Consider the following 14,547-nt stretch of genomic DNA (forward strand, 5'->3'; position numbering starts at 1 on the left):
TTCCTTTGGGTGATTTTATTTCATTGTTATGAATTGAATCCTATCAGGAAGCGACAACTCAGACAAAATAGAGTGATGAATATTTCACAGAGTGAAAAAAAGCGGTAAGAAAATGTCACTATTGGAGACTTATTGATCAGCCTCAACATGTTGTCAGCAAAAAAAGAAATAATTGAGTTGCACATATATAGGAGGTGTCAATGGAGTTGAGTCCTGTTTTTGCAAGGCGGCTATATTTAGCATTGTTAGTGGAAAGCCTTGATAGGCCAAATGTGCCTAAACTCATCGAAAAAACGGGGTGGCCTCGTCGTACGATTCAAGATGTACTCAAGGCGTTACCGGGGATCGGTATCGAACTTATGTTTGTTCAAGATGGGCGACGTCATAATGATGGCTATTACCAGTTATCCGACTGGGGACCATTTGATAGTCAGTGGGTTCTAGAGCGTAAAGGCGATATAGAAATAAGCCTTGGATTTAGTGCATAAGCCAGCGAAAGCTGGCTTTTTTATTGGGTGGAACGTCGAGGTAGGATGATACTTTGTAGGTTTACCTTAGCAACAACGATAGGCCTCATAAGCGGTCCGTATTTGTAGCTAGAAATATTGATAAATAATCGAATAGGTGTACCAGTAAGGCACGGTTATTCACCTTCAAATGGAAACCACTTGAGAGGTTATTACCTGTCTATTCTAGTGTATCGCATGCGCGATAGGTGCAAGTCTTGGCGATTCGACGTGCAGAGAGCCATGAATATGGTAGACACGACAAAGGTTTTGAATAGTTGAATATGCATTAGCTTTACAAATTATCTCGAACAAAGTGTAAGAAAAAGATGAATCCTATCTATTATATAACGAGCACTACATTTTTTTTACAAGGTAAATAAGAATGAAAATCGCCATCTTATCGAGAAATTCAAAATTATACTCAACCACTCGCTTAGTGGAGGCAGGGGTTGAACGAGGACATGAAGTTGATGTGATTGATACGCTGCATTGTTATATGGATATTACGAGTAGTCGACCTACGGTTCGTTATAAAGGCAATGAGCTCCCTCTTTACGACGCTGTGATACCACGTATTGGTTCCTCTATTACTTTTTACGGTACGGCAGTTGCGAGACAATTCGAAATGATGGGAACTTTTAACGTCAATGAGTCTGTAGCGATCAGCCGATCCCGAGATAAGCTACGTTCTTTGCAGCTTCTTTCTCGCAAAGGTATTGGTCTACCAAGAACAGGTTTCGCAAGTAAACCTGACAACATTAAAGATTTAATCAAGAATGTAGGGGGAGCTCCTCTCGTTATTAAGTTGTTAGAAGGTACGCAAGGTATTGGTGTGGTTTTGGCTGACACTTCGAAAGCTGCAGAGAGCATCATTGAAGCTTTCATGGGGCTTCAAGCGAACATATTGGTTCAAGAATACATAAAAGAATCAGGGGGAGCAGACATTCGTTGCCTTGTTATTGGAGGTCGAGTTGTTGCGGCTATGAAGCGACAAGCGGCAGATGGAGAGTTCCGTTCTAATTTACATCGTGGAGGTTCAGCTGAAATTATTCGTTTAACTAAAGAAGAAAGAGAAACCGCCGTAAGTGCTGCAAAAATCATGGGATTAAACTTCTGTGGGGTAGATTTACTTCGAGCCAACAGTGGGCCAATGGTGATGGAAGTGAACTCCTCCCCAGGCCTTGAAGGTATAGAGATGGCCACTAACTTAGATATTGCTGGTAAGGTTTATGATTTTATTGAGAAAAATGCAAAGTTACACGCAAATAAAACGCGCGGTAAGGGTTAACGACTATGTCAGCTTTGTGTATTGGTACTTACAGTGTACTGCCTGGCCAACGAATGAAAATAGCGCTTCCTGTCGCTAAGTTATATACAGATGGAGAGGTTTCTCTGCCTGTTTACATTATGAGAGCGAAGCTAGATGGGCCTACAATATTTATTAGTGCCGCGGTGCATGGCGATGAACTGAATGGTATCGAAATTGTTCACAGAATCATCAACATGAAACGTTTTAAAGTACTTCGCGGGTCAATTATCTTTGCTCCTATGGTAAACGTTCATGGCGTTATACATCAAAGTCGATATTTGCCAGACCGCCGAGACTTAAATCGCAGTTTTCCTGGATCTCCTAAAGGCTCTCTGGCGGCGAGAGTCGCTAACATTTTTAGAACCGAAATTATCGAAAAGTGCCAGTACGGAATTGATTTGCATACGGGAGCGATTCATCGAACCAACTTGCCTCAAATTCGGGCTAATGTGGAGGATGAGGCAACCGCAGAACTGGCCAAGGCTTTTGGCGCACCTTTGGTACTGCATTCGAAAGAGATTGATGGATCATTGCGTGATTGTGCAGCGAGCTCTAATACGAAAGTACTTGTGTACGAGGGAGGTGAGGCGCTGCGTTTTGATGAGGCATCCATTCGAATGGGCACGAGAGGAGTCATACGTGTCTTGCGTCATCTTAATATGATTAGTAAAGGCCGCCGCCCGAGACGGGACGCGCCTGAACCTGTGATCGCCCGCGGTAGTCAATGGGTGCGAGGAAGCGCCAGCGGTATTGTCAAACATAAGTATCACCTGGGAGATTATGTAAAGAAAGGTGATCAACTGGCCACCATTAGTAGTGCTTATGGAGAAGAGTTGGCTGTGATTATAGCACCTCGTACCGGTGTCATTATCGGGAAGCAAAACATTCCTTTGATTCAGGAGGGCGAAGCTATGTACCACATCGCTTATTTTGATGAAGATGAAGAAATGATAGCCCAGCAGATGGATAAGCTATCTGAGGATGTGGCCTCGAGAGAAATTAAAGATGACTTGTGATGGTGGTTGACGATAAAAGTTAATGGCAGTTGGGTGTTCTGCGGTCCAAGTTTGTAGGGAGTTACTGATATTCACTTTGGCGGTGCCATCAAAATAATACGCGAATCAAATAAGCGGGCATTACGAGAGCCAATGATAGATATAAAAATGAGAGTTATTTGGTCGACTTCCCAACTCTGTTCAAACCAGAAGTTGTTTGAGGTCTTCATAGCTAGCTTCAATACAATTAACGCCGAGAGGTTAACTGTATTGAAGTTTTTGGTGTGTTTACTTACTAACCAGTAGTAGGTCACAAGGTGGGTTTGCTAATAGCACATCTACGGTACTTCCTGACCAGTAACGAGACAGAGCCGTCCGCTTGCAAGCTCCTAGCACTAGAATTGACGCTCCCATTGATTTAACAATGTCTGGCAGACCTTCTTCTGGGTTCGCTTTTATTAATCGAAGTGGTAGGTGATTAAATTTGTTAGTCTCAAGAAAAGCGGTCATCGATTGTTTTTGGTGTTTCAGAATGTCCTTAGAGTATCGATATAAGTATGGGGCAACGTACTGACAGTAAACGAGTGACATATTGGCTTTTAATCGTTTACTTAGCTCTAAGCTTCGAACAATAATTTCCTTATCTATTTCTGCGTTTTTATCGCTACGGTGAAGCGGATCGATGGCGGAAGCCATTTTCAGTGGTTGTGGCCATTTTATATCTGTGAGTAATAATATATCGCGGCCTTGACGAGATAACTCCCTAAGCAGTTGGAGTGCAACAATTCCTTTAGAATAATCAATAAGAAAGAAACCAGTGTTATTCTGATGTTCTTTAGTCAATTCATGTTCCCAACTATTACCCGCTAGTAAGTTAAAGTTAACTTCTATCATAGGTAGTTCTAGTTCAGAGTGAATCTCTTCTATTGTTTCTAATATTGAACGACACCATTGCATGAAAAAGTCATTGTATCGGGCGCCGCTTTCTTTGGGGGTTATTAAGTATTCTAAGAAAGTGTGCTCTTCACTACGACGATAATCTTCTGCGTATATGTTTAAGGATTGAGTAGAGGCATGTGCAAAATGAATCGCCTTCAGCAAAACTCGTCTAGATGGTTTAGCGCAAACTTTAGTTAGTAGATTGGTTGAACCCATTTTCATTTCCATTTGAAATAAGGAGTTCCAATAACTCCATGTATATTATTGATTCAAGCTGTTAAATTGATTTAGTCAAGGTTTGGGTGCTTTCTTTTGGGCGTCGTAAAATCAATGTATACCGAGATATCGATTCACTAATCTATTTGCTTACTGACACAGATAGGCTGTGCCAAGCATAGTGACGGAAGTACTAAAGTCTTGGGGAAGGGTAAATATGACGGTGTCTGCGCCTAACTCAATAGCATTGGACTTGAGCTCATTCATCGCGCCTTGAATCAGAGTGTCATTTTGGAAGAATAGATAGCTATACCAATGTCCTTCGCTGCCGGTGACTTCCCCTTTGTACTCGCACTGGTTGATATCAATCAGTCCGTGGTAATCCATTTGTACTTTGTCCGCTTTACTATGAGGCGCTGATGTGGGGGTTGTACACCCAAGTAACATGCCACTCATAGCCAAAGCGACTAATTCCTTTTTCATCCGTTTACCCTGCTATTGCATCAAATAAATCGCGAAGCCTACCCAGCTTGCAATCAGTAGTAACCACGGCAGTTTATTGGCGTGATTTGATGATGTTTCAACACTTGTTTCGATCGTGTCTTCTTGGTTTTGGTTCGCTTGTTGAGTCTGTTTCTCTTTCTGTACGCGTTTCTTGGCTTTATCAGCTTGGCGGCTGCGCTCTTTTTGTTGTTTTTTATAGAGTGCGATGCCTTTTTCGATTCCTTGAGCGATCAACTTAGTTTGTTCTTTAGTTTGAGCTGGCTTTTGAGTCGCTTTGGCTATCTTCATGGCCTCTTGTTGAGATTCAACAGACGGCGTATTAGTCTTCTTTTTCATACTGAGTTCGATAATTAAAACGGATTAGCTAATAAGATAACGCAAACCTAGTTAAGTATGAATGATTTGCGTTAAAGTGTTGGTTTGAAACTAAGTGAAAGTGAGATTTGTGCGGTACTCCATAGAACAATACGATAAGAACGGTTTTTTGAAAGCTCCAATCTTATTATGGTTGGGGTGGTTATTTCTGGCGAAAGCTTTGGTCGTTTTCATCGTTGCCGGCGCAAGCCGAGAGTCGGGCACTGATATCCTCGAGATCATCTACCCAGATCACCAAATGTTTTATATTGGGATTGCTTTGAGCATTCCTAGCTTGTTACTCATGTGGTTATTTGGACTACGAACTCCTGATAGAAGGCGCCTCAATAAAGTGGTGTCGTGGGGGCGCTGGGTCACTATAATGGCCATCTTGGCACAAGGTTCCCACACGATTTATTTAATCTATTTGGACAACGGATGGTTTCGTTGGTCGAATGGTATCACGTTGTTGTTGCTCTTGTGGTTAGCGCTTTATCTAACCAATAGTCATACTGCTAGAGATTGCTTTAAAGCGGTCGAGCACGAAGACTGATTCTCATCAAAACATTTGTCCCGTTCACAATTATACTTAGAAGCTAAAAATGAAAGGATTAATCTATGCTTAACATCTCAAATGAGCAGTCTCAAATTCAAAGTGCTATTTTGCCAGAATCTGGGCCTTTCGCTCTTTACGTTCAATTAAAAGTGAATGCTAACGCTGCGAATGTATTAGCAGAAATTCAAAAGCTTCCAACTTTAATTGACGAGCTAAACCAAACTCAACCAGATGCGTACTTGACAGTATCAATTGCGTTCTCAAAGGCTTTTTGGGAGCAGTTCGAGCAAGCAGCGCCTTCTGACTTAATTGATTTTCCTGCGCTTGGTGAGGGTGATATCACGGCTCCGAGCACATTGTCTGATGTTCTGATTCACTGTCATTCAAACCGACATGATCTGCACTTTTTTATCTTACGTAAATTGTTATCTGAAGTGGCAGCGGACGTTGAAGTGGTTGATGAAACTTACGGTTACCGCTTCCTTGATTCTCGTGACATGACTGATTTCGTGGATGGCACTGAGAACCCGAAAGATGCACAACGTGCTGAAGTCGCGATTGTTCCTGAGGGTGTATTTGCTGGTGGTAGTTATGTGATGGTGCAGCGTTTTGTGCACAACCTGCCAGCTTGGAATCGATTGAATGTATCGGCACAAGAGAAAGTGATTGGTCGTACTAAGCCAGATTCAATAGAGTTAGATGATGTTCCAGCTGCATCTCACGTTGGTCGTGTGGATATCAAAGAAGAAGGCAAAGGCCTTAAAATTGTTCGTCATAGCCTGCCTTACGGTACAGCAACGGGCGACCACGGTTTACTGTTTATTGCTTACTGTAATATCCGTCATAATTTTGATGCGATGTTGGAGAGCATGTACGGCGCGACAGATGGTAAAACAGACCAACTACTTCGCTTTACTAAAGCAGTGACAGGCGCTTACTATTTTGCTCCTTCAGCAGACATGTTGAGTGCATTAACGATTAAGTAAATCGTCTTAAAGATAGTCAGCAAAAGGAGCCTCAGGGCTCCTTTTTTATTAAAGCTTTATATGAACTGGTCGATATAGTACCAATCGTTAGTTTTATTCATCTTTTTGTAAGTGAAGGTCTATGGCTATAACTGTTAATACAAATGTCTCAGCGCTGGTGGCCCAGAGAAACCTCTCTAATGCCAACAACATGCTGAACCAATCTTTGGAGCGCTTAGCTTCAGGTAGCCGTATTAATAGTGCAAAAGACGATGCGGCCGGCTTACAAATCTCGAATCGATTGGAAGCGCAGATGAGCGGTATTGATGTCGCAGTTCGAAACGCTAACGACGGAATCTCCATTATGCAGACCGCAGAAGGGGCGATGAATGAAACCACCAATATCATGCAACGCATGCGAGATTTGTCATTACAAGCGAGTAACGGCTCGAATAGCCAATCGGAAAGAACGGCGATTCAAGAAGAAATTACTGCCTTAAACGATGAGCTGAATCGTATCGCAGAGACCACTTCATTTGGTGGTAAAAAACTCCTTAACGGTAGCTTTGGTAGCACGTCATTTCAGATTGGTGGCAGTTCTGGTGAAGCAGTGCAAATTGGCCTGAAAAGCATGCGTACCGATGACATCAACATGGGCGGTTTTAGTTATGTCGCCAATGGCATGGCCAATGACTCGTGGGAAGTGAAATCCAATCAGAATGATATGACGATGTCGTTTACCGATCGTTTTGGTCAGCCTCAGGAGATCACCATTAACGCGAAAACGGGCGATGATATCGAAGAGTTGGCGACTTACATCAATGGTCAAACGGATCTCGTATCAGCTTCGGTTAATGATGATGGGCAGCTTCAGATTTATATGTCTGGTGAAGATACCGCAGGCACGATTTCTTTTTCCGGTTCGCTCGCAAGCGAGCTTTCGATGTCGGCGGGTTATTATGAATCAGTCGATGACATCAATGTAACAGATGTGGGTGGTGCTCAACGCGCTGTTTCTATCTTAGATACAGCAATGAAGTATGTCGACAGTCATCGCTCCGAACTCGGCGCAATGCAAAACCGCTTTGATCATGCCATTAATAACCTTGAAAATGTCCATGAGAATTTGGCGACATCAAACAGTCGAATTAAAGATACCGACTACGCTAAAGAAACCACTCAAATGCTTAAACAACAAATACTGCAGCAAGTCAGTACCACTATTTTGGCACAAGCAAAGCAGGCGCCGAACCTTGCTTTAACGTTATTGGGTTAATAAATTCGTTCTAATCTTATAAAGAGATTTCGGATGAACACCAGTCATTTTAGCTAGTAGCAGCTCAACTTTTTACTCGTCCAACTTTTCCGTAACTTTAGCGTTTTCCTTCTCTTTTTTTGATAATTTTACTACCAGTCACGCTTTCTTCTCTTTTAATGCTATTTCTTTAATTTTATTGTTTTTTTTCTAAAGGTTTCACCATTCGAGCCGTTATTAAAAGTAACTTTGAGAGAACTACTTGGTTTTCCGAGACGTCGGAAACCGCTATACCGGAAAATCAATTGGAGAAATCACCATGGCAGTGAATGTAAATACCAACGTTTCAGCGATGACAGCGCAACGTTACCTAAATAATGCAAACAACGCACAACAAACATCAATGGAGCGCTTATCTTCAGGTTCTAAAATCAACAGCGCAAAAGATGACGCTGCAGGCCTACAAATCTCGAACCGTTTGAACGTTCAGAGTCGTGGCCTTGATGTTGCTGTACGTAACGCGAACGACGGTATCTCGATTGCACAAACGGCTGAAGGTGCAATGAACGAGACAACAAACATCCTGCAACGTATGCGTGACTTGTCTCTACAATCTTCAAACGGCTCAAACTCAAAATCTGAGCGTGTAGCGATTCAAGAAGAAGTAACAGCACTGAACGACGAACTGAACCGTATCGCGGAAACGACGTCTTTTGGTGGCAACAAACTACTTAACGGTACTCACGGTACTAAGTCATTCCAAATCGGTGCGGATAACGGTGAAGCGGTAATGCTTCAACTGAAAGACATGCGCTCTGATAACGCTCAGATGGGTGGTAAGAGCTACCAAACTGAGAACGCGAAAGACAAAGATTGGAATGTTCAAGCGGGCTCTAACGACCTGAAATTGTCGTTCACTGACAACTTCGGTCAAGCACAAGAAATCGACATCAACGCAAAAGCGGGTGACGACATCGAAGAGCTAGCAACGTACATCAATGGTCAACAAGATTCTGTTAAAGCGTCTGTGACTGAAGACGGCAAGCTACAAATGTTCACTGGTAACAACAAAGTGAGCGGCGATGTGTCTTTCTCTGGCGGTCTTGCGGGTGAGCTAGGCATTCAAGCGGGCAAAGAAGTCACGGTTGATACTATCGACGTAACGTCTGTAGGTGGCGCACAAGAGTCTGTAGCAGTCATCGATGCGGCACTTAAGTACGTAGACAGCCACCGTGCTGAACTGGGTGCTTTCCAAAACCGTTTCGACCACGCTATCAGCAACTTAGACAACATTAATGAAAACGTTAATGCTTCTAAGAGCCGTATTAAAGATACCGACTTCGCGAAAGAAACGACTCAGATGACTAAGTCTCAGATCCTTTCTCAAGCTTCAAGCTCGATTCTTGCTCAAGCGAAGCAAGCACCGAACTCTGCACTTAGCCTACTAGGTTAATCGATTAAAAGGCCACGTTGACTATAAGCGTTGTTGAGCATAAGCGTTAACGTTAGGCTTCCACAAATTAGCTCGTGGTGAGAGATGAGCGCTAAACAGACCCAGCTTCGGCTGGGTTTTTTATTGCCTGTTGTTTGTCGAAATCATACCGCGTGCTCTAACATGAGGGGGCTGCGCCTAGGATGGCTTTAAGTCATTTTAACAAGAAAGTAAGGGGGTTGTTGGCAACTAATGATTGGTATTGCTGTAGTTGACTGAGGGCGTATTGACCACGAGGTGAGGTGTGACTCAGCGCCGCTATTCAAGGAACTAGCAAAGTTAGCAGGCACAAAAAACGCTACCCTTAGGTAGCGTTTTAATTAAAGCAGATAAGTAACCGAGATTACTTAGTTACTTTAAGAACTGGAGTTTCGCCAACAGTTACAGAACCAGAAAGCTTGTTCAGCTCCTTGATTTCGTCCATGTTAGAGATAACAACTGGAGTAAGCGTAGATTTCGCTTTCTCTTCTAGAAGCGCTAGGTCGAAAGTGATGATAGTGTCACCAGCTTTAACAGATTGACCTTCTTCAGCTACGCGAGTGAAACCTTCGCCTTTAAGTTCAACAGTATCGATACCGAAGTGAACGAAAAGCTCAACACCGTCGTCAGACTCGATAGAGAATGCGTGGTTAGTTTCGAAGATCTTACCGATAGTACCGTTAACTGGAGCTACCATTTTGTCGCCAGCTGGTTTGATCGCGATGCCGTCACCAACGATTTTTTCAGCGAAAACTACATCTGGCACATCTTCGATGTTTACGATTTCACCAGAAAGAGGTGCGATGATTTCGATTGCACCAGCATCAGCGCTGTCATCAGATACAAGCTTTTTCAGTTTGTCAAACAGACCCATTGTGTCATGCTCCTAACGTTTAGTTTTATTCTATAGAATATACTATACCAATCTAACAAATTAGACGACTATTTTTAGCCGTCTAACTTTATTAAGCATTTGGCGATTACTGAGTTTTCTCAGCGATGAAATTTTCTACGCAAGCTTCAATTTCAGCAGCTGTTGGTAGAGATAGTGCTTCGTCAGCCATAGCTTTAACTTCAGCGAAGTTAGAGTTACGGATTACTTTCTTAACTTTAGGGATAGAGATACCGCTCATAGAGAACTCATCTAGCCCCATACCAAGAAGAAGTAGCGTTGCACGTTCATCACCAGCAAGCTCACCACACATACCCGTCCACTTACCTTCAGCGTGTGATGCGTCGATCACTTGCTTGATTACTGTAAGAACAGCAGGAGATAGTGGGTTGTATAGGTGAGAAATCATTTCGTTACCACGGTCTACCGCAAGAGTGTACTGCGTTAGGTCGTTAGTACCGATAGAGAAGAAAGCTACTTCTTTCGCTAGGTGGTGTGCGATTGCAGCAGCTGCTGGAGTCTCAACCATTACGCCGATTTCGATCTCTTCATCGAAAGCTAGGCCTTCAGCGCGAAGTTCAACTTTGTACTCTTCGATTGCTTTTTTCAGTTCACGGATCTCTTCAACAGAAATGATCATTGGGAACATGATACGTAGTTTACCGTGTGCAGACGCACGTAGGATACCACGCAGTTGGTCACGTAGGATTTCACGACGATCCAAGCTGATACGTACTGCACGCCAGCCTAGGAAAGGGTTCATCTCTTGTGGAAGGTCCATGTATGGTAGGTCTTTGTCGCCACCGATATCCATAGTACGGATAATCACTGACTCGCCTTCCATTGCTTCTGCTACTTCTTTGTAAGCAGCGTATTGCTCTTCTTCAGTAGGAAGCGCGTCACGGTCCATAAATAGGAATTCAGTACGGTACAGACCAACGCCTTCACCGCCGTTACGCAGGATACCGTCACAGTCTTTTACTGTACCGATGTTGCCGCAAACTTCTACACGGTGACCGTCTAGAGTTTCAGCATGCAAATCTTTTAGTTTTGCTAGTTCAGCCGCTTCTGCTTCGAAATCTGCTTTGATTTTCTTAGCTTCTGTTAGTTCTGCTTCAGAAGGGTTGATGATGATCTTGTTGTTCATCGCGTCTAGCACAAGCATGTCGCCGTTCTTAACTTGCTTAGTGATATCGTTAGTGCCAACGATAGCTGGAAGCTCAAGAGAACGTGCCATGATTGAAGTGTGAGAGGTACGACCGCCGATGTCACAAGCAAAACCAAGAACGTAGTCTAGGTTGATTTGTGCAGTTTCAGATGGCGTTAGGTCGTAAGCAACTAGGATTACTTCTTCATTGATGTCTGCTAGAGAAACAATGTTGATGCCTAGTGCATTTTTAACGAAACGAGTGCCGATATCACGGATATCAGTTGCACGTTCTTTTAGGTACTCATCATCAAGAGACTCTAGTGCTACAGCTTGCTCTTCGATCACAGTGTGGATCGCGTTGTCTGCGTGCATTTTATCTTTCTTGATGAGTGCTAAAATCTCTTCTTCTAGCTCTTCATCTTCAAGCAGCATGATGTGGCCTTCAAAGATTGCTTCTTTTTCTTCGCCAAAAGTTTCAAGTGCTTTTTGCTTAACAACTTCAAGTTGTTGAGAAGATTTGTTGCGAGCGTCAAAGAAACGCTGAACTTCTGCTTCAACTTGAGCGTCTGAGATAGGTTGAGTGTTTAGGACAATTTCATCTTCTTGAAGTAGTAGTGCTTTACCGAAAGCAATACCAGGAGATGCTAGGATGCCTGAAATCATAGCTTTACCTTAGTTGTTCAACTGTAAACGGGAGAGTGTGTAAATTTAAGTCGTCGACTAATGCCGCGCTTATTCCTATCTATTTCGAACAAAGCCACTTTGATATGCAAAATGGCTTTGAAAGAAGGAGACCGTATTAGTGTAGTTGATCCATAAGAGCAACTAGGTGGTCTACAGCTTGTTGAGCTTGAGGGCCTTCAGCTGAAATAGTTACGTTAGTCCCTTTTACTAGGCCTAAAGTTTGTAGTTTGAACAGGCTTTTCGCGCTAGCGCTTTTGCCGTTAGAAGTCACAGTGATGTCAGCGTCGAAAGATTTTGCTTCTTTTACGAACTGTGCAGCTGGACGAGTGTGAAGGCCGTTTTCTGCTGTGATTTCTACTTGCTTCTCGTACATTTTATATACCCCAATTAATTTATTTTTTGTAAGTTTGTAACCAGATTAGCTTAACTGCTTTAGCCCAAATGCGCTAGAGACTAGTACGCCATGTTCGTGTTAGAACTTAGACTGGTTATAAATTTTTATCCAGCCATGGTCATCTTTTGTTGAGTACTCATGACTTTCTGAATTTGTTTATTGCTTCTTTTATTTTGAAGCGAAAAATAAAACAGACCCGATATTACCAAAGGTAGGGCAGGGATCAACAAAAAAGCCCCTAAACGGGGCTTTTTTGGACGAAAAATTGATTTGACCACATATTATTGTTGGTTCTCTTTTTCCGTAAAGAGACCTGCAAATAGGGCTGTACTTAGGTAACGTTCACCAGAGCTTGGTAGCACGGTAACAATGGTTTTTCCTGCAAATTCAGGGAGTTCTGCAATTCTGTTTGCCGCTACTACTGCTGCGCCAGATGATATGCCTGCTAGGATGCCTTCTTCTTTCATTAGTCGTTGAGCCATCTCAATCGCTTCTTCAGAAGTTACCGATTCTACGCGGTCAATAATGTCTAAATCCAGGTTTCCTGGGATGAAACCAGCACCAATACCTTGGATTTTGTGTGGAGCTGGCTTGATTTCTTCGCCCGCAAGCGCTTGTGCAATCACTGGAGACTCTGCTGGTTCAACTGCTACTGAGATGATGGCTTTGCCTTTTTCACCTTTAATGTAGCGACTCGTACCTGTGATAGTACCGCCCGTACCAACACCGGCTACAAACACATCGACTTCACCATCAGTTGCTTCCCAAATTTCAGGACCTGTTGTTTGTTCATGAATTTGTGGGTTTGCTGGGTTGTTGAATTGTTGTAGGAGTAGATATTTCTCTGGATCTGAAGCAACAATCTCTTCTGCCTTGGCGATTGCGCCGTTCATGCCTTTTGGTGCTTCAGTCAGCACTAGGTTTGCACCAAGCGCTTTAAGTAGCTTACGACGTTCTAGGCTCATTGACTCAGGCATCGTTAGCGTTAGCTTGTAACCGCGTGCGGCTGCTACGAATGCAAGTGCAACACCTGTGTTACCGCTGGTCGGCTCAACAAGCTCGATACCTGGTTTCAGAGTACCTGCTTTTTCCGCTTCCCAGATCATGTTTGACCCGATACGACACTTAACACTGAAGCTTGGGTTACGAGCTTCGATCTTAGCTAGAACGTTACCTTTGCTTACTTTGTTAAGGCGGACTAGAGGCGTGTTACCAATCGTTAGGGTGTTGTCTTCGTAGATCTTGCTCATGCGATATTCCTTCATTTAATGACAGAACTAAACGTAGTATATCAATCACTTTACCGTCTAGTGTCTTTCGATGTTTGTTTAGCTTGAATTTAGGTTAAACAAGTTGAAAAAAAGTAAAAGGATTAAAAAGTTATATCATATAGATATGTAGCGGAGGTCACGCCTACCTCTATTGAAGTCAGAACTTAAAGAAGATAGGCGTTGTTAAAGAGAGAGTGAAGGTTATAGACGAGAACGCAGAGCTTGGTCTTTAAACTCAACAACCCACATGGCTGTGGCGCCACAAACCGCGACTGGCATCACGATCAGGTTTAAAATTGGGATTGTCGTAAAAACAGAAACAAGCGCGCCGAAGCTGTAGGTCTTACCTTGTTTTTGTTTCAAATTGTTTCTCATATCATCAAATTTTATTTTATGGTTATCAAATGGGTAATCAGCGTACTGGATCGCTAACATCCATGCGGTGAAGATGAACCATAAAAATGGTGCAACGGTTTGCCCCAGTGCTGGAATTAATAAAAGTAGGAATAAGCCGATCGCTTTTGGCAAAACGTAGACAAGCTTGCGCCATTCTCTGGCTAATATACGTGGCGTATCTTTGAGAACATCGAGTAAACCGTCGTCATTGACTTTATTGCCGCTAAGCAGTTCTTCGACCTTTTCCGAGAGCAAGCCATTGAACGGTGCGGCGATGAAGTTAGCGAGTGTGCTAAAAAAATACGAAAACGTTGCCAATACGGTTAGTACAAGTAGTGGCCATAAAATATATGACAACCATGATAAGAAGCTTGGTAATGCCCCAATCCATCCTTCAATCCAAGTGTTTAGGTTAGAGAAGATATAAAACAAAGCACCACCAACAAGTAACACGTTAGCGATAAGAGGAAGTAGGACAAACTTACGAATACTCGGTGACAAAGCGATCTTTATTCCGAAAATAAAGTAGCCAAAGCCTGAGCGAGGAATAGATTCAATAGTCATATTTAAATTGGGTCACATGTGAATTTGGTTAAATAGCAAACATCTCTAGTGTACTCGACCAAAATTAAGAAAAAAAGCGTGGCGAAAATCACACCAAGTAAGGAACTAATTGTATTAAGTTGT

General features: G+C 42.9%; 15 protein-coding genes. 7 read left to right on the top strand and 8 right to left on the bottom strand.

What is annotated here, in order from left to right:
• The first annotated feature begins 200 nt into the window (after nt 1-200).
• From OCU50_RS03620 to OCU50_RS03630, 3 genes are all read left to right on the top strand, one after another.
• Entirely contained in the window at nt 201-488 is a 288-nt protein-coding gene (locus OCU50_RS03620; RefSeq protein ID WP_017056352.1) for a winged helix-turn-helix domain-containing protein, read from the top strand.
• Nucleotides 489-891: 403 nt separating this feature from the next.
• Entirely contained in the window at nt 892-1,797 is a 906-nt protein-coding gene (rimK, locus tag OCU50_RS03625) for a 30S ribosomal protein S6--L-glutamate ligase (RefSeq protein WP_017056353.1), read from the top strand.
• Between the two features lie 53 nt (nt 1,798-1,850).
• Nucleotides 1,851-2,834 (top strand): succinylglutamate desuccinylase/aspartoacylase family protein, encoded by a 984-nt coding sequence (locus tag OCU50_RS03630; protein WP_235588151.1) that lies wholly within the window; start codon nt 1,851-1,853, stop codon nt 2,832-2,834.
• A 267-nt stretch (nt 2,835-3,101) separates the two neighbouring features.
• Here OCU50_RS03630 and OCU50_RS03635 read toward each other — a convergent pair whose 3' ends face one another.
• The 3 genes from OCU50_RS03635 to OCU50_RS03645 all read right to left on the bottom strand — a co-directional run bounded on the left by OCU50_RS03635 (nt 3,102) and on the right by OCU50_RS03645 (nt 4,808).
• Nucleotides 3,102-3,968, bottom strand: a complete 867-nt coding sequence (locus tag OCU50_RS03635; RefSeq protein ID WP_060468294.1) for a universal stress protein — start codon at nt 3,966-3,968, stop codon at nt 3,102-3,104.
• Between the two features lie 150 nt (nt 3,969-4,118).
• The gene (locus OCU50_RS03640; protein ID WP_060468293.1) at nt 4,119-4,451 is read right to left on the bottom strand and encodes a DUF4156 domain-containing protein; all 333 of its coding nucleotides are present in this window, start codon (nt 4,449-4,451) and stop codon (nt 4,119-4,121) included.
• 12 nt (nt 4,452-4,463) lie between these two features.
• Nucleotides 4,464-4,808, bottom strand: coding sequence for a DUF2956 domain-containing protein (locus OCU50_RS03645; RefSeq protein ID WP_060468292.1), 345 nt, complete (start codon nt 4,806-4,808; stop codon nt 4,464-4,466).
• 109 nt (nt 4,809-4,917) lie between these two features.
• Between OCU50_RS03645 and OCU50_RS03650 the strand changes: the two genes are divergently transcribed.
• From OCU50_RS03650 to OCU50_RS03665, 4 genes are all read left to right on the top strand, one after another.
• The gene (locus OCU50_RS03650; protein ID WP_060468291.1) at nt 4,918-5,379 is read left to right on the top strand and encodes a DUF2919 domain-containing protein; all 462 of its coding nucleotides are present in this window, start codon (nt 4,918-4,920) and stop codon (nt 5,377-5,379) included.
• Nucleotides 5,380-5,444: 65 nt separating this feature from the next.
• Nucleotides 5,445-6,368, top strand: a complete 924-nt coding sequence (locus tag OCU50_RS03655; RefSeq protein ID WP_060468290.1) for a Dyp-type peroxidase — start codon at nt 5,445-5,447, stop codon at nt 6,366-6,368.
• 121 nt (nt 6,369-6,489) lie between these two features.
• Nucleotides 6,490-7,623, top strand: coding sequence for a flagellin (locus OCU50_RS03660; RefSeq protein WP_060468289.1), 1,134 nt, complete (start codon nt 6,490-6,492; stop codon nt 7,621-7,623).
• A gap of 298 nt (nt 7,624-7,921) precedes the next feature.
• A complete protein-coding gene (locus OCU50_RS03665) occupies nt 7,922-9,055 on the top strand; it encodes a flagellin (RefSeq protein ID WP_065311174.1) in 1,134 nt (377 codons plus the stop codon).
• Between the two features lie 382 nt (nt 9,056-9,437).
• On the opposite strand, the gene crr is transcribed toward OCU50_RS03665, so the two are convergent.
• The 5 genes from crr to cysZ all read right to left on the bottom strand — a co-directional run bounded on the left by crr (nt 9,438) and on the right by cysZ (nt 14,424).
• Nucleotides 9,438-9,947 (bottom strand): PTS glucose transporter subunit IIA, encoded by a 510-nt coding sequence (gene crr / locus OCU50_RS03670; RefSeq protein ID WP_004737851.1) that lies wholly within the window; start codon nt 9,945-9,947, stop codon nt 9,438-9,440.
• Between the two features lie 106 nt (nt 9,948-10,053).
• Nucleotides 10,054-11,778: a phosphoenolpyruvate-protein phosphotransferase PtsI gene (gene ptsI / locus OCU50_RS03675; RefSeq protein WP_060468287.1), complete on the bottom strand. Its 1,725-nt coding sequence runs from the start codon at nt 11,776-11,778 to the stop codon at nt 10,054-10,056.
• Nucleotides 11,779-11,914: 136 nt separating this feature from the next.
• Nucleotides 11,915-12,172: an HPr family phosphocarrier protein gene (locus OCU50_RS03680; protein WP_004734263.1), complete on the bottom strand. Its 258-nt coding sequence runs from the start codon at nt 12,170-12,172 to the stop codon at nt 11,915-11,917.
• 302 nt (nt 12,173-12,474) lie between these two features.
• A complete protein-coding gene (gene cysK, locus OCU50_RS03685; protein ID WP_060468286.1) occupies nt 12,475-13,443 on the bottom strand; it encodes a cysteine synthase A in 969 nt (322 codons plus the stop codon).
• Nucleotides 13,444-13,665: 222 nt separating this feature from the next.
• On the bottom strand, nt 13,666-14,424 hold the full coding sequence (gene cysZ / locus OCU50_RS03690) for a sulfate transporter CysZ (RefSeq protein ID WP_046224676.1): 759 nt from the start codon (nt 14,422-14,424) through the stop codon (nt 13,666-13,668).
• Between the last annotated feature and the right edge of the window lie 123 nt (nt 14,425-14,547).

This window comes from Vibrio toranzoniae (genome assembly GCF_024347655.1).
GTDB classification, from domain to species: Bacteria; Pseudomonadota; Gammaproteobacteria; order Enterobacterales; family Vibrionaceae; genus Vibrio; species Vibrio toranzoniae.